This is a genomic window from Paraburkholderia ginsengiterrae, from assembly GCF_001645125.1.
GTDB lineage: Bacteria > Pseudomonadota > Gammaproteobacteria > Burkholderiales > Burkholderiaceae > Paraburkholderia > Paraburkholderia ginsengiterrae.
Window position 1 is genome coordinate 1 of the sequence record NZ_LXKA01000367.1, and the last position, 19,477, is coordinate 19,477.

Consider the following 19,477-nt stretch of genomic DNA (forward strand, 5'->3'; position numbering starts at 1 on the left):
ACAGGCGAACCACGCGAAGAAGCAGACGAAGAACGCCATCCACGTCAGATGAAAAGCGCGCATCGGTACCGTGCGCACGCTGAAGAGGTCGATGCGGGTTGCTTTGTCTGTCATCGTCGTTCCAGAAGCAAAAAAGCGTCCCGCGGAACCAGTCGGATGACTCGTTCCGGGGGACGCCGTTGTCCAAAAACCGGTTACCAGGTTACTGCTATGAAATGCAATGAGGTCAGATCGCCTTTGATCCAATGGACGATTGCTATGCAAACGCCATGCCATGCGGGGCGATCATTGAAATAGCGGGGCTGGCGAATGATAGGCACCGGTATGGCGCAATGTCTGGCGCCCGCGGAGCGACGTATTTTTATGCCGCAAAGCACAGCGATGGTGCGGCGGCACTATTCCCGTGCGCTCACCTTGGCCCCCGCGCGCTCGATAAACATGCTGGGCGTCATCCCGCAACACTTCTTGAAATGCCGGCCAAAATGGCTTTGATCGAAGAAACCCACTTCGGTCGCCACCACTGACCCCGGCATCCCTTCGAGCAGCAGTGCCTGCGCGCGCTGAATCCGCAATCCGCACAGATAGCGATACGGCGATGAACCGTACTGCTGCCGGAACACCGTCGCAAAACGGGACACGCTGAGCGCGGACAGCGCGGCGAGTTGCGCGAGCGTCACCGGTTCGTCGAAGTGGGCTTCGATAAACGCCCGCGCGGCGTTGAGGTTGATAGCGTTTTTCATGACGTGGTGATTTCGGAACAGGCGGCCTCGCGCCTTGAAAAACGCTGGATGGAAAAACCGTCGAGAGGAATGGGCGTGCTGCCTGTATCGACCAGTTCGGCGAGCGTTTCGCCCACGCCTGGGCCAATCTGAAAGCCCGAACCGCTGAAGCCGAATGCGTAGTACAGCCCGTCGACCTTGCTGCTGGGACCGATTACCGGCTCGCTGTCCGGCAGGTAGCTCTCCACCCCGCTCCACACGCGAATCACATGCAGCGGCGCCAGCGCGGGCACGAGCCGGCGCATCTGCGCCAGTTGCCGCACGGTGTTGAGCGGCAGCACGGAGGCGCGGCTCGTGACGGCATCGGCGGGGCCCGCCGGGCCGCCGCCGACAATGATGTTGCCGCGCGGAATCTGCCGGAAATAAATGCTTTCTTCCTTGATCGACGTGAACACGCCTATCGTCGATCCGAACACGTAGGGCACCGGCTCGGTCACGCACATTTGCGGCCCGCGCGTCGTGAGCGGCGCGGTTTCATCGAACTGTTCGCTCAGACGGGTGGCCCACGCGCCGGCGCAAATCACCAGCTGCGCGGCCCAATACACGTCGCCACGCGCGCTTTCCACACGGAACCGGCCGGCCTCTTTCTCGACGCGCACGATCTCCGTATTCTCGACCACCTGCGCGCCGAGCCGCGCCGCCGCACGGCCAAACGCTGGCGCGGCGAGCCGCGGGTTCGCGTGACCGTCGAGCGGGGAAATCGAGGCGGCCAGCACCTCGCGCCCCAGAAACGGAAAACGCCGGAACATCGCGTCGCCGTGCAGTACTTCGAGTTCGAGACCGTAGGCGCGCGCGTCGATCGCGTACTGATCGAAATTCTCGACGTCCTTCTGGTGGTAGCACACGCGTGTATGGCCCGACGGCAGGAACTCGATGTCCTCGCCGAGCAGTTCCGCCGAGCGTTGCCACGTGCGCAGCGCGCGGTTGGCCATTGCCAGTTGCGGCAGCGCGCGGCCCTGCCGGCGCACGCCGCCGAAGTTCACGCCGCCCGCCTGCTGCCCGGTCAGACCGCGTTCGAGGAGGATCACCGAGCGGTTGCGCTGACGCAGGAAGAACGCCGTCGTCGTGCCCATGATGCCGCCGCCGATCACAATCACATCGGCCTCGCGGGTGGTCGTTGCGCTCATTCGCTCACCTCGTCGCTTGCCTCTTCCGTTACCTCTTCAGTCAGCGCCACCGGCAGCGGTTTGACCGGTGCCTGGCCGCGCAGCCGACCCACGGACGACAACGGCACGCACGCCGCCGCCGCGATGATTTCCGCGCCCGCGTGGCCGCAATAGCGTCCCTGGCAGCGGCCCATGCCGACACGCGAAAACGCCTTCGCGCGATTCGCTTCCTGCGCGCCGGCCTCGCGCACGACGCGGCGCAACTCGCCTGCCGTGATCGCTTCGCAACGGCAGACAATCGTCTCGTCCGGTAAAGCCGCAGCGAACTTCGCCGGCCACGGAAAGGCTTCGCGCAAGCCCGCGGCAAAGCGTGTGAAGCGTTCGAGGTCCGTGCGCAAACGCGCCATGCCTTCGACCTGCATGCCCTGATCCTGCAAAGCGGCCAGCGCCGCGAGGCGCCCCGAGCGTTCCGCTGCGTCCGCGCCGCGCACCCTCGCGCCGTCGCCCGCCAGATAGATGCCCGGCACGCTGCTGCGGCCGTCGGCGTCGACTTGCGCAAGCCACTGCTGGGTCGGCTCATCGAACAGGAAGCGGCAGCCGGCGAGATCCGCGAGTTGCGTCTCCGGGCGCAGGTGATAGCCGAGCGCGACCGCGTCGCACGCCAGGTCGAGGCGCTTGCCGCCAGGCAGCACCACTTCGACACCGCTCACACCGTCTTGCGGCGTACCCTTGATCTCGATAGGTTGCACGCCGCGATACATCGGCACGCGCGCCTTCGCGAGCACACGCGTAAGCGCGATGCCTTTCCGAAGCGCGGCGGGGATCGCCAGCAAGCGCGGCAACGCGGCCACGCGCTGCGCGAACGTCGAGGTATCGAGTACCGCCGCCACCTGCGCGCCCGCCTTCACGTATTGCGCCGCCACGAGGTAAAGCAGCGGACCGCTGCCCATCATCACGATGCGTGAGCCGATCGCACAGGCTTGCGACTTCAACGCGACCTGGGCGCCACCGAGACTGTAAGTGCCCGCCTGGTGCCAGCCCTTGACCGGCATCAGCCGGTCCGTCGCACCGCTGCACACGATCAGTGCGTCGAACGCGAGCGTCCGGTAACGCGTGCCACTCGACAGATGCACGGTGTTCGGTGAGATATTCCAGACCAGCGTTTCCGGCAGATAGTCGATCTTGCTCTTCAGGATATCGAAGCACTCGTGTAACGACGCGGCGCGCCCGGCCTCGGTGCCATAGAGCGTCTCATAGCTGCGCGAAAACCCTTCCGGCTGACGCCGATAAATTTGCCCGCCGTCGCGCCGCCCTTCGTCGATCACGGTCGGCCGCAGCCCCGCCTCGACCAGCGCCTGCGCGGCGCGCACGCCCGCCGGCCCGGTCCCGATGATGACTACGCGCGGGGCCATACGCCCTCCCCGGCATCAGCCAGCTTCGTGACGATCGACATCCCCGGCGCCACCGGCGTACTGCATGCCCGCACGCGCTCGCCTTGCGCGGTCCACACCCAGCAGTCCTGACACGCGCCCATCAGGCAGAAACCGGCGCGGCGGCCGTCGCCGAATTCGGAATCGCGCAACGTGTTCGTGCCGGTAAGCAGCGCGACCATCAGCGTGTCGCCCTCGGCGGCCTCGCGTACGACACCGTCCACCGTGATGGGAAAAGTCTTGCGGCCCGTCTCCGCGAGGCGCACAAATCGTCCGCTCATGCCGTGGTCGCCTCCATGGACTGCAAACGGTTCAGTTCCGCAACCGGATGGTGGCAAAGAATCTCCGCGCCGGAAGGCAGTTTCTTCATGACCGGCGGCGTCATATTGCACTTGCCGTCGATGCGCACCGGACAGCGCGCACGAAACGCGCACAGCTCGGGAATGTCCGCGCTCTCGCCCATCGCCGGCAATGCGGCGGTGCCGATATTCCGGCGCGCGTCGAGCCAGCCGGGTTTCAACGCCGGCACCGAATCGACCAGCAAGCCGGTGTACGGATGATAGGGCGGCGCCGCCAGCACGTCGCGCTGCCCCGCTTCCACGCGATGCCCGGCATACAGCACGATCACCTCGTCGCAGATCGCGCGCACGGTCGAAATGTCGTGGCTGATGAACATGTACGACACGCCCAGCTCGCGCCGCAAGTCGGCCAGCAGATCGAGGATCGCCGCGCCGACCACCGTGTCGAGCGCGGAAGTCACTTCGTCGCACAGAATCAAGGCGGGCTTGGCGGCGAGCGCGCGCGCCAGATTCACGCGCTGCTTCTGGCCGCCGGAGAGGCCGGCCGGTGTGCGCGTGGCGAGCGAGGACGGCAGCTTCACCAGGTCCAGCAATTCCAGCGTGCGCTTCTTCGCGGCCGAACCGCGCAGTTGGTGATAGAACGCGAGCGGCCGGCTCAGGATATCGGCAATCGAATGGCTCGGGTTCAGTGCCGTGTCCGCGTTCTGGAACACGATCTGGATCTGCCGGTATTGCTCCGGCGTGCGGCGCGCCAGTTGCGCGGGCAGCGGCTTGCCGTCGAACAGCACCTCGCCGCCCGAGCGGTCCACGAGCCCCGCCACCACGCGCGCGAGCGTCGTCTTGCCGGAGCCGGATTCGCCGATCACGCCAAGCGTGCTGCCGCGCGGAATCGACAGGCTGACATCGTCGAGCACCCGCACAGCAGGTGCACCGAACCGGTCGATGCGGCCATAGCCCGCGGACAGGCCGCGAATTTCAAGCAGCGGCGGCACCTCGCCGCCAAGGTTCTGCGGCGTCTCCAGCACGGCTTCCGGACGGCGTGTGGCGGCCAGCAGCTGACGCGTATAGGCATCCACGGGCGCGTCGAGCACTTGCGCGACCGCGCCGTTCTCCTTCACCGCCCCGCCGTTCAACACGACGATGCGATCCGCCATCTGCGCGACCACGGCCAGATCGTGGGACACGTACACCGCCGTCGTGCCGAGTTCGCGAACCACCTTCTTGAACGCCGCGAGCACTTCGATCTGCGTGGTGACGTCGAGCGCGGTGGTCGGCTCGTCGAACACGACCACGGCCGGATCGGTAATCAGCGCCATGGCCGCCATCAAACGCTGCAGTTGACCGCCGGAGACCTGATGCGGATAGCGCTCGCCGATGGTCTCCGGCGCGGGCAGCGCGAGCGCGCGGAACAAACCGATCGCTTTGGCGCGCGCCGCGTCTTTCGTCATCAGCTGATGCAGCAGCGCCGGTTCGATGACCTGATCCATGATCGTGCGCGCCGGATTGAAGCCGGCCGCGGCGCTCTGCGCGACGTAGGCCACGGTCCGCGCGCGCAACGCACGGCGTCCCTTCGCATCGAGCGACAGCACTTCGACATCGCCGATGCGCGCCGAGCCGCCGCTGATCGCACAGCCCGCCCGCGCATAGCCGAGCAGCGACAGCGCAATGGTCGTCTTGCCGGACCCCGACTCGCCGATCAGCGCGAGCACCTCGCCCTTCTTCACCGAAAAATCGACACCCTTGACGATCTCGGTTACCGGCCCCGGCGCCGAACCGGCGACGACTCTCAGGCCCTTCACTTCAATCATGTCCCGATCAGCCATCACGCACCTCCGTGGCTACGGCCGCGACGCCGCAAGTTGTCGATCAGCAGATTCATGCCGATGGTCAGGGTGGCAATCGCGACAGCCGGCATCAACACGGCAGGCGCGCCTTCCGACAACCCGCCGATGTTCTCGCGCACGAGCGAGCCCCAATCGGCATTCGGCGGCTGTACACCGAGGCCGAGGAAGCTCAGCCCGCTCAGCAGCAACACGATGAACACGAAGCGCAGGCCGAAATCGGCCAACATCGGATGAATCATGTTAGGCAGCACTTCGACCCGCGCGATATAGAAGATGCCTTCGCCGCGCGCCCGCGCGACCTGCACGTATTCGAGGCCCATCAGGTTGACCGCGAGCGAGCGCGAAATGCGGAACGCACCGGGGATATAGGCGAGCGCGGCTACGGTCGTCAGCATCGGGATCGACGAACCGAACGCGGCAATCACCACGAGGGCGAGGACCTTGCTCGGAATCGAAATGATCGCGTCGAACAGACGGCTCAGGATTTCATCGACCCAGCGGCCGGACACCGCCGCGAGCAGGCCGAAGAACGTGCCGATCACACTGGCGAGCACCGCCGCGGCCAGCGCGAGGCCGACCGTGTAGCGCGCGCCGTAGAGAATGCGGCTCAGCATGTCGCGGCCCAGATAGTCGGTGCCGAGCGGATACGCGGCGCTGTAGCGGCCGAAAATTTCCGTCGAGGTGAGCGTGCCGCCTTTGTACGGCGCGACCAGCGGTCCAATGAATGCGACCACCAGCCAGAACGCCACCAGCAGCAGACCGATCAGGCCCAGCACGGAAAACCGGTGCACGAGGCGTCGGAGCACGCCCGCTTGCGGCGCCGCCGCTTCAGCCGACGCCGGCGCCGGCTCGGCGACTATCTCATCACGGCACACGTCGTACAGTTCGGTGCCGGCGTGCGGAATGTGATGCGGATTGGTGGATTGGCTCATCATCGACGCAGCCTCGGGTTGGATACGATTTGACAGAGATCGGCGATCAGCACGAGCGCGAGATACGCTGCGCAGAACACCATCACGCAGCCTTGCACGAGCGGCATGTCACGGTTCGTGACGGCGTCGACCATCAGGCTCGCGAGGCCCGGATAGTTGAAGATCGACTCGACGATCACCACGCCGCCGAACAGATACGAGAGGCTCAATGCCACCGCATTGGCAATCGGCCCGACGGTGTTCGGCAACACATGCCGCCACACCACGCGCACCGGCGACGCCCCCTTGAGCACCGCCATTTCCACATACGACGAATTGAGCTGATCGAGCACCGCGGCGCGGGTCATGCGCGCCATCTGCGCAACGAGCACGCAGCAAAGCGTCATCACCGGCATCGCGTAGATGCGCAGCAGCGCGCCGAACGAATGCACTTCCGACAGGTACGACAGCGCCGGCAACCAGCGCAGCTTCACGGCGAAGATCAACACCGCGACCGTGGCGATCAGGAACTCCGGCACGGCCACCGTGGAGAGCGTCAGCACGTTGAGCGTGCGGTCGAGCAGCGAGCCGCGGAACATGGCCGAGGCGATGCCAATCAGCAAGGCCACGGGCACCGAGACCAGTGCCGTCAGGCCGGCCAGCACCAGCGAGTTCGGCAGGCGTGTCGCGATCAACTCGCTAACCGGCAGATTGTTCGACAACGAAACGCCGAAATTGCCGCTCGCTACGTGAATCAGCCACTGCACGTACCGTTGCAGCGCCGGTTGGTCGAGGCCGAACTGATGCCGCAGTGCCGCGACGGCTTCGGGCGTTGCCGCCTGGCCGAGCGCCTGCTGGGCCGCGTCGCCGGGAAGCAGCCCGGTGATCGCGAACACGACCGCCGACACCAGCAGCAGCGTGAGCAGCGCGAGGCCGAGGCGCGCGGCGATGAGACGTTGCGCGTGGGCTTTCATCGAGAGTGGCCTCCTATGTTGAAGCCGCACGCCGCTCGGGAAGCGGCGTACGTGATGCCGGTAGGACTTTCCAGTGCGTCAGTCTGGAAACGCTTCGTGACTGCCTTGCAGACTGCGTTCAGGCTTCGAGCCAGACGTTCTCCGCAAACATGAAACCCATCAGGCCCGCCAGCGGAATCGAGCCGAGACCCTTGAGTTTCGTGGTGTGGGCGTCGAGCGCACTCTGGAACATCGGGATGCCGACACCGCCGTTTTCATGCACCAGCACCTGCATGTCGCCATAGATCTTCTTGCGCTTGGCATCGTCCGGCTCGCCGCGCGCCGCAACCAGCATCTGGTCGAACTTCGGGCTCTTCCAGTTCGCTTCGTTCCATGGTGCGTCCGACTTGAAGAACTGCGTGAAGATCACATCAGCGCTCGGACGTGCATTGATATTGCCGAAACCCAGCGGATGTTTCATCCAGTGATTCGACCAGTAACCGTCCGACGGCACGCGCGACACCTGAAGATTCAGCCCGGCCTGCGGCGCCACCTGCTGAAGGAACATCGCCATTTCGACCGATCCTTCCGCAGCCGGCGACGCAAAAATCTGGATCGGCGCACTGCCGACCTTGGCCTTCTGGAAATGGAACTTCGCCTTGTCCGGATCGAATGCGCGCTGCGGCAAACCGGCCAGGTAGTACTTGTTGGTCGGGTCGATCGGCTGGTCGTTGCCGATCGCGCCGTAACCCTGGAAGATCGCCCTGCGCATCTGCTCGCGATCCTGCAGGTACATCATGCCTCGCCGAAAATCGTCGTTGGCGGTAATGCCGCCCTCGTCGCGAACAATCAGGTCGGTGTACTCGCCCGTCTTCGTCTCCAGCACGGCAAATCCGCCGGCGCTCTTGATCTGCGCCGTCGAACGCGGACTCACCGCGTTGATCAGTTGCACGTCGCCGGAGAGCAGCGCGTTTACACGCGCCGATTCGTCGCCGATGCCGATCAGCTCGACTTCGTCGAGATACGGCATGCCCGGCTTCCAGTACTTCTCGTTCTTCACGCCAACCGTGCGCACGCCCGGCGAGAACTCCTTGAGCTTGAATGGGCCGGTGCCGATCGCCGTTTTGAAATCCTTCGTGCCGTCCTTGATGATCTGGAAGTGCGAAGTGGCGAGAATCACCGGCAGGTCGGCGTTCGGACCTTCCAGCGTGATCGTCACTTCATTCGGGCCCGTCGCCTTCACTTCCTTGATCTGATCGGCCAGCGTCTTCGCTTTCGACGCCGTCGCCGGATCCTTGTGACGCATGATCGAGTACACGACGTCCGCCGGCGTGAGCGACTTGCCGTCGTGGAACTGCACGCCCGTGCGCAGTTTGGCGACCCACACGGTCGCATCCTTCGTGTCCAGCGAAGTGGCAAGCGCCATCTTCGCGCCCAGATGCGAATCGAGTTCGGTCAGGCAGTTGTAGAACATGAAGCCGCGGACATAGTCCGTGCCGAGCGCACCCTTGGCCGGATCGAGCGTGTCGGCGGCCGATGAGGACTGCGTGGCCACGCGGATCTTGCCGCCCTGCTTCGGCTTCGCTTGCGCCATTGCAGCGCCGCTCGCAGTCAGAAGACCGGCGCCCGTCACCGACATCATGCCGGCTGCCGCCATCGCGCGCAGCACGCCGCGACGCGACGCGCCTTTCGACGTCAATTGCTCCAACCCGGTGCTGAGTTGAAGAGCGTCATATTGTGAGGTGTCTTTATACATCGAACTTCTCCGCGAGGGTGACAGGGATAGCTGCGTGGTTTTTAATGGCAAATACAGCGGGCAAATACAACCGTGAGAAATCAGTAAAAAATGTCTTTGATGCGGTAATACGTCCCCACGAGCGGCAGGAACCAGGGTTTGCCGGTGTGGCCCGGAATCGCGGGCCATTCGGACTCGCGCCACGGATTGCGTTCCTCATGACCGTCCATCACGTCGGCCATCACCTGGCCCATGTGGGTGGACATCTGCGTGCCGTGGCCGCTATAACCCATCGAAAAATATATGCCGTCGTGCTGCCCGGCGTGCGGCAGACGGTCGGCGCTCATGTCCACCAGACCACCCCAGCAATAGTCGATGCGCGCGTGGGCCAGCATCGGGAACATCGCGGCGAGGCCGTCTTGCAGAATGCGGCCGCTCTTCGCATCGGACGGCTGTTCGGAGGCCGTGAAACGCGCGCGGCCGCCGAACAGAAAACGCGAGTCGGGTGTCACGCGGAAGTAGTTGTGCATCAAACGCGTGGTGGTGTAAGCGCGCCGGTTTGGGAACACTTGTGCGAGCAAAGCAGGCGCCACCGGCTCCGTCACGACGATGAACGAACCGATCGGCGCGAGACGCCGCCGGTACCAGCCGAACGGACCGTGCCGCGACGGCCCGGTGGCGATCAGCACCTGCTTTGCGCGCACTTCGCCGCGCGCCGTCGTGACCCTGAAACCGCCGCCGTCTTTCACGATCGCCGTGACTGCCGCGTTCTCGTACAGCTTCGCGCCGCGACGCACCGCCGCATCGGCAAGGCCGACCGTAAACTTGCCCATATGCATCTGCCCGCCGTGCCGTTGCAGCAGTCCGCCGTAAAAACTGTCCGACTGGATTTCGCTGCGAATGCGGCTGCGGTCGATCAGTTCGATGTCCGTATCGACTTCACGGCGAATCGCCTCGGCCGTCTTCTCCAGATGCGCAAGATGATGCGGCTTCGACGCCAGCTTCAGCTTGCCGGTCGCAATGTAGTTGCAGTCGATGTTCTCCTCGCGGATCAGACGCTCGACCGTGTCGACCGCATCCGAAAACGCCCGGTAGCAGGCGCTCGCCCGTTCCACGCCGAGTTGCGCCACCAGCGCGACGAAGTCCTGCGCGACCCCGGTATTGACCTGGCCACCGTTGCGCCCGGAGGCGCCGCCGCCGATCCGGCCCGCGTCGAGCACCGTCACCGAGGCGCCGCGCTTGCCCAACGCCTGCGCCGCCGACAGCCCGGTGAAGCCGCCGCCGATCACCACCACATCGGCCTGGCCGTCGACTGGACCCTCGCACGCCGAGAGCAATGGCGGTGCGGTGTCGAGCCAGTAGGAATCGAGCTTCATCCGGTCTGTCCTTGAGTTGGGCGATCAGCAGGGCGATTTGTCTAGCTTTAGCTTCGGCGTGAGCAGGCGGCGCTTACAGGCCGAGTTCCGCAGCCAGATGCGGAATGTCGTTGACTTCGTAGTACTGGTAGTACGGCGTCGACGGTTCATGCCCACGCTTGACGAACGCCTTGTGCTTGATGCCCAGATCGTGCGCGGTCATCAGGTCGTAGCGCAGGCTCGACGACACATGCAGCACGTCTTCCGGATTGCAGTTGAGCTGGTCGAACATGTATTCGAAGCCTTGCATGCGCGGCTTGTACGACTGCGCCTGCTCCGCCGTGAAGACCGCATGGAACGGCGCGCCGAGCTTGTCGACGTTGCTGTGGATCTGGTTGTTCGACGCGTTCGAGAGAATCACCAGCTTGTACTTCTTCGCAAGCCGCGACAGGCCTTCCGGCACGTCCGGATGCGGGCCCCAGGTCGGCACCGCCGTATAGAACTTCTCGGCTTCCACTTCGTTGAACTCGACGTTCACGCGCTTGCAGGCGCGGCGCAGCGCATTGACGACCACATCGCGATACGGCTTCCATGCGCCGAGCACCTCGTCGCGGCGATAGCCCGCGAAGAACGAGACCAGCTGTTCGAGGTCTTCGGCGTTCAGTCGCGGGCCGAAGATTTCGCGGGTCATGTCCGCCATGCGGAATTTGGTCAGCGTGCCGTAGCAGTCGAAGGTGATGTATTTCGGTTCAAATTCGATCATGGTGCAGTCCTATCGTGGTGGCGAACTCGCAGAGAGAGTTCATGGGCGAAAACTTCATGTAAAAGATTTAATCAGCGCAAAAACATAGATGTTCCTGATTCATGCGCCGCTGGTGACACAAACCATGCGTTTTTAGGGCGCCGTACAGCACAGAATGCGGCGACCAGGGTGAACGCCATATCCCTTATGGGATTGCGGCCGGGCGGCCCGGCCGCTGCGCCTTCAGCGTGTTCAGGCGCCTTCAGCGTGTTCAGGCCCGCAGGTCGATCAACACGCTCTTGAACCGCAGGTTGGCCTCATAGGCCTGACGGCCGAGATCCTTGCCGATGCCGGAGCGCTTGTAGCCGCCCGTGGGGATCATGAAGTCGGATGTGCGCCCGTACCGGTTGACCCACACCGTGCCCGCTTCGAGACCGCGCACGAAGCGCAGCGCCCGGCCAAGGTCCGCCGTATGCACGCCGGCCGCGAGGCCGTAGTCGGGATGCTGGGCGAGCGCGAGCGCTTCTTCTTCGGTGTCGAAGGTTTGCAGCGTCAGCACCGGGCCGAAGACTTCTTCACGCACGGCCTCGGAGCCCGCCGTGACGTCCGCGAGCAAAGTTGGCGTGTAGAACGCCCCGTCCGTGCCGCCGTCGGCCCGCGCGCCGCCGAAGCGCAGCGTCGCGCCCGCCTCCAGCGTGCGCCCCACGATGCCTTCGATGCGCGCCGCCTGGGGCGCGGAGATGATCGGCGAGAGCGTCGTGCCGGCGGCCCACGTCGCGCCGGGTTTCAACTCGGCGAAGAGCTTGCCGATGCGTTCGGCCAGTGGCTCTGCAAGACTGCGTTCGACCAGCAGGCGCGAGCCCGCCACGCACACTTGGCCGGCATTGCCCGTGATCGAGCCGGCAATGCGGCGCGCCACGTCGTCCAGACGCGGCGCGTCGGCGAAGACGATCTGCGGGCTCTTGCCGCCTAGCTCGAGCGTGACCGGCTTGGTGCCGCTATTGGCGCAGGCGGCCATGATCGCCGCTCCGGTGCGCGTGGAGCCCGTGAAAGTGACCTTGCTGATCTTCGGATGCCGCACCAGTTCCTCGCCGGTCACGCGTCCGTCGCCCTGGATCACGTTGAAGATACCGGCGGGCACGCCAGCCTGAACAGCCAGTTCGGCGAGCCGCAAGACCGAGAATGGCGTCATCTCCGAGGGCTTCAGCACGACCGCATTGCCCGCCGCCAGCGCGGGCGCGATCTTCCATGAGGCCATGACCAGCGGGAAATTCCACGGCGCGATCGCGCCAATCACCCCATACGGTTCGGCAATCGTCATACCTAGATGATCGTGATCCGTTGCCGTCACGTCGCCGCCCAGCTTGTCGGCGAACTCGGCATAAAAGCGGATGCCCTCGGCGGTGAACGGCACGTCCCAGCCGGTGGCCTGGGCGATCGGACGCGTCGAGCCGAGCGCTTCGAGGCGGCCCAGCGCCGGCGCGTCGGCTTCGACCAGTTCGGCGAAACGGCGCAGGATCTTCGCGCGCTCACGCGGCGCCATGCGCGCCCAGCCGCTGTGCCTGAAAGCCTGCCAGGCGTTCTCGACCGCGCGATCAACCATCCCGGCATCCGCGAGCGGGACCGACGCGTACACCACGCCGTCCGAGGGACGCGCGACCTCGATGCGGCGCCCATCTGCCTCGACATACTCGCCGCCGATGTAATGTCCGCTGCGAATTTCGACGTCGTTCGGATTGAAACTGTCCATAAGAAAGGTTTCCTGTGTCTGGCCGGTAGTCCCGAGCGGTGCGCTTCGTGAACGCCGCCGCCATGACAAAATCGTAGAGCCGCCGCCGCGGCATATGTCGCCGACAAAAATCGCCGCACGGCAGAACACACCTGTTATGCGAGCCCGGACCTGGCGTTTTGCATTGAATTTCGATGCGGCCCTTTCCGGCGTCCGCGATAGAAAGATCGTCCTAGTCACGCCGCGCACCGGATGACACAGTGACGGCGTAAGCCTTCAGTCATTCAGCAACTAACTTGCATGGGATTGGAGCAAGTGCTCTGTATGGGCCCGGAGTAAGCGCTGAAGCGCTAACTCCGGCCGACAGTTAAACCACTTGCTCCGATCGACAGGGAGTACGGCGTGTCCGATTCGATTACCGATTTGATTACCTATCGTCGTTTCACCCACGACGACATCGCCGCGGCGCACGCGCTGACGGTCGAACTCAAATGGCCGCATCGCGCGGACGACTGGAGATTCGTCGCGCAACTGGGCGTGGGTTTCGTCGCGGAGGACGCGAGCGGCCTGATTGGCACCGCGCTTTGCTGGAAGTACGGCGCCGACCGCGCCTCGCTCGGCATGGTGATCGTGTCGCCGGGAAGCCAGGGGCGCGGTATCGGCAGAAAACTGATGGAGCTGGTGCTGGAAGAACTCGGCGGCCGGGTCACGTTTCTGCACGCCACCGTTGCCGGTCAGCCACTGTATGAAAAGCTCGGTTTTCGCGCGACCGGCACGCTCGACCAGCACCAGGGCGCGGCCTTCCAGCCGCCGCTCGTGTCCCTGCCGCCGGGCGAGCGCCTGCGTCCGCTCGGCTCTAGCGATACGGCGCGGCTGGTGGAACTGGCGTCGCAGGCAAGCGGCCTGGATCGCGGTGAAGTGCTGCCCGCGCTCTTGAATGCCGCCGACGGCATCGCGCTCGACCGCGACGGCGAACTGGTCGGCTTCGCCCTCTTTCGCCGCTTCGGGCGAGGCTTCGCGATCGGTCCGGTGGTGACGCCCGCCGCCGGAGATTCGAGCCGCGCCAAGGCGCTCATCAGCCATTGGCTGGCGCTGAACGAAGGCGTATTCGTACGCATCGACACGCCAGGCGAAAGCGGCTTGACCGAGTGGCTGGAGCAGTTGGGTCTGCCGCGCGTGGACACGGTTGTCAAAATGGTCCGCGGCGGGACGGCCGAACCGGCGAGCGCTGGCGAGGACGCGCACTACCTGCAGTACGGCATCATCAACCAGGCGATCTGCTGACCCACCATGGCCTTTCTCTATAAAGCCGACCCGGCGCGCGGCGCGCAATGGGCGGCACTGTTCGCGCAGAAAGCGCCGGACCTGCCCTTTCACGTCTGGCCCGATCTCGGCGATCCGGCGGCGATCCGTTACCTCGCTGCCTGGCAGCCGCCCGACAATCCCACGCGCCTTTTTCCCAACCTCGAAGTCGTGTTCTCGGTCGGCGCCGGCATCGATCAATTCGATCTGTCGGGCGTGCCGAACCACGTGCCCGTGGTGCGCATGATCGAACCGGGAATCGTCGAAGGAATGGTCGAGTATGTCACGCAGGCTGTGCTGACGATTCATCGCGATCTGTTCGACTACGGGTTGCAGCAACAGCAGCAGGTATGGCGCGAGTTGCCGCTCAAGCCGGCCGCCCAGCGCCGCGTGGGCGTGCTGGGGCTGGGGGTGCTCGGCACCACCGTACTGGAGCGGCTGCGCCTGTTCGGGTTCGCGTGCGCGGGTTGGAGCCGTTCGGTCCACGAGATCGAGGGCGTCGAGTGTTATGCGGGAGAAAGCGCGCTGGATGCGTTTCTTGCTCGCACCGATATCCTGATCTGCCTGTTGCCGCTCACGCCAGCCACGCGCGGATTGCTCGACGCGCGGTTGTTCGCGAAGCTGCCGCGTGGCGCGCCGCTGATTCAAACCGGGCGCGGTGCGCATCTGAATCAGCCGGATCTGCTGGCGGCGCTGGAAAGCGGCCAGTTGCAGAATGCGATTCTCGACGTCACCGATCCCGAACCGCTGTCTGCCGGTCATCCGTTGTGGACGCATCCGCGCGTGCGCATTACGCCGCATATTGCCAGTGCGACGCGGCCTGATACCGCCGTCGAGGTTGTGCTCGAGAATCTGCGCCGCCATCGCGAGGGGTTGCCGATGCTTGGTCAGATTGACCGGACACAAGGCTATTGAGGCGATTGAGCGCCGCGCTGAGCGCCACGCCCGCGCGGCGGTAACACCCGTCAGTTAGGAACTGAATGGCTTTACCGCCATAGTGGGATCTTTACGCGCTCTTACTACTTGCTGTCACAACATTTATCCGGGCAATTAGGACTGGCAGACAGAACATCGTGCCTTATGGCCCGGCTGCGTGCGACCGGCCGCCCGGACCTTAGTTGGTGGCATGTGGAGAACCGCCGAAAACATGGCTATTTCCCCGTTGTAGAATGGATCAGCTTCGACGAGTGCATAAAGTATGCTATCGCTATTTTTCTCTTGATCGACTTTCAGGCACGCGTATTTGCACGCCTTGCGATGTAGGAAGCCGATTCAAATACATCTGTTCACCGTTATCTTTTCCACTTGCATATCGGTAAACAATGTATCGCTTGTCAGATTCGTTTCGCATGCTATTAGGTATTAGAATCGCCATACCTTCGGTATCGAAATAGACCGCCGTTGGGCGCGTTCGCTCTGCGAAATTGACACGCTCCCAACGCTTCGCCTTTGTGTTAAAGCGAATCGCGACACCCTGTAGATAGTTCGAGTTGAATTCGCCGGATATGACGAAAGCACGTTCTTTCGTGCCAACGCACGCGATCTGTATATCCTGGCCGCGCGACTGATCTTCGTCACCTTGATAGAGGCGCACAGACGCGGCGCCGTCTTTGCTCAGGTAGTAAACCGCTGTGCTATCTATGGGATGATCGCGCAGCAATACGAGCGTATGGCTTCTATCGCTTCCGAGTGTGCAATGCGTGACCGCCTCCATACCGATCGCGGATCGCGGAATGGTGGCATAACCAATACACAGGACCGATATAAAGGCGGCTATTCTCATTTGACCATATCGCGCAGTGATTGCATCGAGTCCGGATCGGCGCGCAGCCTGTCCGCACATCCCTTGATCTTCTTGTAATAGATTCCATTGGATAGGCCGCGATAAAGCTTATAAGCTCCATCGATGGAATGCGCCTTGTCTATCCAGTATTGCATGTACTCGGTTCCTAATCCGATGTTTATTGCATCGTCGGTAAGTTGCGAGGAAGCATGCACCGCTGCAGCTTCGGCGAATAGCTGGTGCGTCTGCGCAAGCCCCACTTCCAACTCGCCGACAAACTCGCTTGATGCTGTGGGGCTTAAGTTGATAGCATTGCCCCGAAGCGGGGCAATGCTATCTAACGCCTTCTGTTCACGTGCGTACTACTTGACGAGTGCATCCAGAAAGTAGAGTGCGACGGTCAATGCCGAACAACTAAAGATAACGAGGGCCCAACGCTTGAGGGTCCATCTGCGCCATGCGTAGGAATTCGCGCTTGCAAACAGAACAGCGGGACCAAGAAAATACCCGAAAAAAAACAGCCCGACCCACCACGGGGTCGGACATTTTCCTAATTCGTGACATCCGCTGATAACCTTGTTCGGATTGCGGAACCAATCGAAATGGATTAACACGCTCATGCAAATCCACGTTAGCCCAATCCCGTAAACAAAGCCGGCTAGACCGACCGCGCATCGCTTCACTTTATTTCCCAAAAGAGAATTGACTTCGAACCGCGAAGGTCAGACCAGCTCGCGTCCGAAGCGAAGGTCGCGCCTTGTCTGAACGAACTCATGCCGAAATATCTACCGATTGTTGCGAACCCATCGAAGCCGCCGCTAATCGTTAATCGTGATCCGTTCCACAAGTCGATATGTCCACCACTTTCGTTTCCCGCTGTTTCACCTTCCCGCGCCCAGTAACGCGAAAACTGGATGATACCTGTTCGGCCTTTTGCTCTCGGCTCCCAATCCCTTCCGGTGATATCTTGGGCCTTTGGCAATCCCGCAAAGGGTTGCAATCTCAACCATTCGCCCAACTCGTCCGCTCGAGTCGCCGTCGGCTTGCCATCGAGGATAATTCTCCCAATGGTTTTTTGCCCCGATAGCGGACTCACGAGCTTGTCAGAGAATGATTTCATTTCGATTCCCACACGGTGAAGCGTAACGCTCATTCGGATAGCGCATTGATCTTTGTATGCGGGATTGTCGTATGGATTACCTTGCGGGTAGTTGTCCCAGAGTTCCTGAAACGTGACAGCCTTTAACGGCACCTCCTTGATTGAGCCGGGCGTCGAATTCGTTTGGACGGGTGTTTTCCTGTTCGGCATTATCGCCATTCCTCATGTGCAAGGGCTTCATCGCCCCAATAGACGACGTATTCGTCCGCGTCGGAAGTGTTGATGCGCGGCAACAGACCATTCGCCGTAATCCGTCCGCTATGGATCTGACCGTCAGGTGCCTTAATGAAATACGGGTAGCCGTCAATGCGCGTACCTCTCGAAACGGTGCGCACTTGCTCGTCGTACTGCGCCGCTTGAGTCTGTCGCTCCGCAACGCTGGTGCCGTTGCCCGTCAGCGCCGCCACCTGCTCGGACGTGAAGGACATTGACATACCGCGCTCGGCGTAGAAAATCGGCGGCGGGTTGCAACCGCAGATATTAATGTCACCGCTCAGTGCCCATTCTTTGCCATTCACAGCGGTGCCGGGCCAACGCGGCCCGCGCGGTGCAATGTAGCCTTCCTGCTTGCAGGCCGTGCAATAGGTCTTCATGTAGAGCGTAGCGATCTGCACGCGCGGCGGCGGATTGGAACAGGTAACCGAGTCCAGTCCCTCCGTGATCATGGCGCTGCCGCCCCGATCACCTTTGGCGAGAAAGTAGCGGATCATACGCGCTCGCTTTCGCGCCGGATCTGCGCTTCCGCGACGGGCTCGTAGCCGCCGCGCTTGGTGCGCGCACCCATGGTTGCGAATGCGTACATCGTGCCTTTGCGTTCCTGCTTGTCCGACATTTCCATACCTCGACGAAGTAGACGAAAACGACCCGGCCGGTAATACGGCCGGTGCGAGGGCGGCGACTTTTTGCCGCTCCAGTCCAGAGGATCGATGGCAGGTTGTGAATGTGGATATCAGGCAAATCCGAAAAAGGGGCGCAATCGATGCACGCTGCATCGAAACCGCATCACACACTCAGCGCCGCTCTTCAGTGCCCGCAGCAGAAAATGCCAAGACCACCTATCAAAACGCGTCGCGCGCGCTTTTCCGGCAATTGTTTAGGTGAGCAGGCAATCGTCGCTAATCAGTAGCATGGAACGGTCAACAGCCCCTTCCCGCGACGAGAAACCAACATGCCGATCCAATCGCTCATCGAAGCCGACCGCAAGCATCTGATTCACCCGGTCATCAACTACCGCGCGCACGAGGCACGCGGCGTCACCGTCCTCGAGTCCGCCAGCGGCGCGTTTCTGCGCGACGCGGAGGGCAACGAACTGCTCGACGCGTTCTCCGGCCTGTGGTGCGTGAACGTGGGCTACGGCCAGCAGAGCATTGTCGAGGCCGCCACGCGGCAGATGCAGAAACTGCCCTACGCGACCGGTTATTTCCATTTCGGCTCGGAGCCGGCCATCGAATTGGCGCAAAAGTTGGTGGACGTATCGCCCGCTTCGCTGCAACACGTGTACTTCACGCTCGGCGGCTCCGACGCGGTCGACTCGGCCATCCGTTTCATCACGCATTACTTCAATGCCAAGGGCCGTCCGTCGAAGAAGCACATTCTCGCGCTGCAACGCGGCTATCACGGCTCGTCGTCGATGGGTGCGGGGCTCACCGCGCTGCCCGCGTTCCATCGCAACTTCGATCTGCCGCTGCCGAATCAGCATCATCTGCCGTCGCCGTACGCGTACCGCAACGATTTTGCCAATGACGCCGCGCTGATCGCCGCTTCCGTGGCCGAGCTCGAAACGAAGGTGGCGGAGCTTGGCGCCGACAACGTCGCCGCGTTCTTCTGCGAACCGATCCAAGGCTCGGGCGGCGTGATCGTACCGCCGGTCGGCTGGCTCAAGGCCATGCGTGAAAGTTGCCGTAAGCTGGGCATCCTGTTCGTCGCCGACGAAGTCATCACCGGTTTCGGCCGCACCGGTCCCCTCTTCGCCTGCCAGGCCGAACACGTCGAGCCGGATCTGATGACGGTGGCAAAGGGCCTGACCGCGGGCTACGCGCCGATGGGCGCCGTGCTGATGTCCGACGAAATCTACCAGGGCATTGCGGACGGCGACGCCGAAGCGATCGTGGGTCATGGACATACGTATTCGGCGCATCCGGTGAGCGCGGCGATCGGCCTCGAAGTGCTGCGTCTTTATCACGAAGGCGGTCTGCTCGCGAACGGCGTGGCGCGCGCGCCGCGTTTTGCGCGGGGCCTCGACACGCTGCTCTCGCACCCACGCTTGGGTGACCCGCTCCATCGGCGCCTTCGCCGCGCCCTCGACGTCGGCCGTGCACACGTCAGGAAATCCGGCCTACGCCCACGCGCG

General features: G+C 63.2%; 19 protein-coding genes. 3 read left to right on the forward strand and 16 right to left on the reverse strand.

What is annotated here, in order from left to right; translation table 11 throughout:
* Nucleotides 1-395 precede the first annotated feature (395 nt).
* From A6V37_RS34380 to A6V37_RS34430, 11 genes are all read right to left on the reverse strand, one after another.
* Nucleotides 396-740, reverse strand: a complete 345-nt coding sequence (locus A6V37_RS34380) for a helix-turn-helix domain-containing protein (RefSeq protein WP_064265496.1) — start codon at nucleotides 738-740, stop codon at nucleotides 396-398.
* The gene (locus A6V37_RS34385) at nucleotides 737-1,906 is read right to left on the reverse strand and encodes an NAD(P)/FAD-dependent oxidoreductase (RefSeq protein WP_064286817.1); all 1,170 of its coding nucleotides are present in this window, start codon (nucleotides 1,904-1,906) and stop codon (nucleotides 737-739) included. Before A6V37_RS34385 ends, A6V37_RS34380 begins: the two co-directional genes overlap by 4 nt.
* Nucleotides 1,903-3,297 carry an FAD/NAD(P)-dependent oxidoreductase gene (locus A6V37_RS34390; protein ID WP_064265494.1) on the reverse strand — a complete coding sequence of 465 codons (1,395 nt, stop codon included), beginning with the start codon at nucleotides 3,295-3,297 and terminating at the stop codon, nucleotides 1,903-1,905. Before A6V37_RS34390 ends, A6V37_RS34385 begins: the two co-directional genes overlap by 4 nt.
* Nucleotides 3,282-3,596 (reverse strand): (2Fe-2S)-binding protein, encoded by a 315-nt coding sequence (locus A6V37_RS34395; RefSeq protein WP_064265493.1) that lies wholly within the window; start codon nucleotides 3,594-3,596, stop codon nucleotides 3,282-3,284. Before A6V37_RS34395 ends, A6V37_RS34390 begins: the two co-directional genes overlap by 16 nt.
* Nucleotides 3,593-5,437, reverse strand: a complete 1,845-nt coding sequence (locus tag A6V37_RS34400; protein WP_064265492.1) for an ABC transporter ATP-binding protein — start codon at nucleotides 5,435-5,437, stop codon at nucleotides 3,593-3,595. The genes A6V37_RS34395 and A6V37_RS34400 overlap by 4 nt, the downstream gene beginning before the upstream one ends.
* Nucleotides 5,437-6,393 carry an ABC transporter permease gene (locus tag A6V37_RS34405; RefSeq protein ID WP_100249331.1) on the reverse strand — a complete coding sequence of 319 codons (957 nt, stop codon included), beginning with the start codon at nucleotides 6,391-6,393 and terminating at the stop codon, nucleotides 5,437-5,439. Before A6V37_RS34405 ends, A6V37_RS34400 begins: the two co-directional genes overlap by 1 nt.
* A complete protein-coding gene (locus tag A6V37_RS34410; RefSeq protein ID WP_064265491.1) occupies nucleotides 6,390-7,343 on the reverse strand; it encodes an ABC transporter permease in 954 nt (317 codons plus the stop codon). Before A6V37_RS34410 ends, A6V37_RS34405 begins: the two co-directional genes overlap by 4 nt.
* A 118-nt stretch (nucleotides 7,344-7,461) precedes the next feature.
* Complete coding sequence (locus tag A6V37_RS34415) at nucleotides 7,462-9,078, reverse strand: ABC transporter substrate-binding protein (RefSeq protein WP_064265490.1); 1,617 nt, start codon at nucleotides 9,076-9,078, stop codon at nucleotides 7,462-7,464.
* Between the two features lie 80 nt (nucleotides 9,079-9,158).
* Complete coding sequence (locus A6V37_RS34420; RefSeq protein WP_064265489.1) at nucleotides 9,159-10,433, reverse strand: NAD(P)/FAD-dependent oxidoreductase; 1,275 nt, start codon at nucleotides 10,431-10,433, stop codon at nucleotides 9,159-9,161.
* Between the two features lie 73 nt (nucleotides 10,434-10,506).
* Nucleotides 10,507-11,175, reverse strand: a complete 669-nt coding sequence (locus A6V37_RS34425) for a haloacid dehalogenase type II (protein ID WP_064265488.1) — start codon at nucleotides 11,173-11,175, stop codon at nucleotides 10,507-10,509.
* A 250-nt stretch (nucleotides 11,176-11,425) separates the two neighbouring features.
* Nucleotides 11,426-12,904 carry an aldehyde dehydrogenase family protein gene (locus A6V37_RS34430; RefSeq protein WP_064265487.1) on the reverse strand — a complete coding sequence of 493 codons (1,479 nt, stop codon included), beginning with the start codon at nucleotides 12,902-12,904 and terminating at the stop codon, nucleotides 11,426-11,428.
* 393 nt (nucleotides 12,905-13,297) lie between these two features.
* On the opposite strand from A6V37_RS34430, the gene A6V37_RS34435 reads away from it, so the two are divergent.
* Together A6V37_RS34435 and A6V37_RS34440 are read left to right on the forward strand one after the other, a co-directional pair.
* On the forward strand, nucleotides 13,298-14,167 hold the full coding sequence (locus A6V37_RS34435; RefSeq protein WP_064265516.1) for a GNAT family N-acetyltransferase: 870 nt from the start codon (nucleotides 13,298-13,300) through the stop codon (nucleotides 14,165-14,167).
* Nucleotides 14,168-14,173: 6 nt separating this feature from the next.
* A complete protein-coding gene (locus tag A6V37_RS34440) occupies nucleotides 14,174-15,100 on the forward strand; it encodes a 2-hydroxyacid dehydrogenase (protein WP_064286818.1) in 927 nt (308 codons plus the stop codon).
* A 292-nt stretch (nucleotides 15,101-15,392) separates the two neighbouring features.
* On the opposite strand, the gene A6V37_RS41085 is transcribed toward A6V37_RS34440, so the two are convergent.
* From A6V37_RS41085 to A6V37_RS42940, 5 genes are all read right to left on the reverse strand, one after another.
* Nucleotides 15,393-15,968: a hypothetical protein gene (locus tag A6V37_RS41085; protein WP_131799798.1), complete on the reverse strand. Its 576-nt coding sequence runs from the start codon at nucleotides 15,966-15,968 to the stop codon at nucleotides 15,393-15,395.
* A complete protein-coding gene (locus A6V37_RS34450) occupies nucleotides 15,965-16,228 on the reverse strand; it encodes a hypothetical protein (protein ID WP_064265484.1) in 264 nt (87 codons plus the stop codon). The genes A6V37_RS41085 and A6V37_RS34450 overlap by 4 nt, the downstream gene beginning before the upstream one ends.
* A gap of 419 nt (nucleotides 16,229-16,647) precedes the next feature.
* A complete protein-coding gene (locus A6V37_RS34455) occupies nucleotides 16,648-17,277 on the reverse strand; it encodes a type VI secretion system amidase effector protein Tae4 (protein WP_064265483.1) in 630 nt (209 codons plus the stop codon).
* Nucleotides 17,277-17,837 (reverse strand): PAAR domain-containing protein, encoded by a 561-nt coding sequence (locus A6V37_RS42670; protein WP_064265482.1) that lies wholly within the window; start codon nucleotides 17,835-17,837, stop codon nucleotides 17,277-17,279. Before A6V37_RS42670 ends, A6V37_RS34455 begins: the two co-directional genes overlap by 1 nt.
* Complete coding sequence (locus tag A6V37_RS42940) at nucleotides 17,834-17,959, reverse strand: hypothetical protein (RefSeq protein ID WP_278185257.1); 126 nt, start codon at nucleotides 17,957-17,959, stop codon at nucleotides 17,834-17,836. Before A6V37_RS42940 ends, A6V37_RS42670 begins: the two co-directional genes overlap by 4 nt.
* A 336-nt stretch (nucleotides 17,960-18,295) precedes the next feature.
* On the opposite strand from A6V37_RS42940, the gene A6V37_RS34465 reads away from it, so the two are divergent.
* Nucleotides 18,296-19,477 (forward strand): aminotransferase class III-fold pyridoxal phosphate-dependent enzyme (locus A6V37_RS34465; protein ID WP_064286819.1); only part of this gene is annotated, 1,182 nt, incomplete at its 3' end.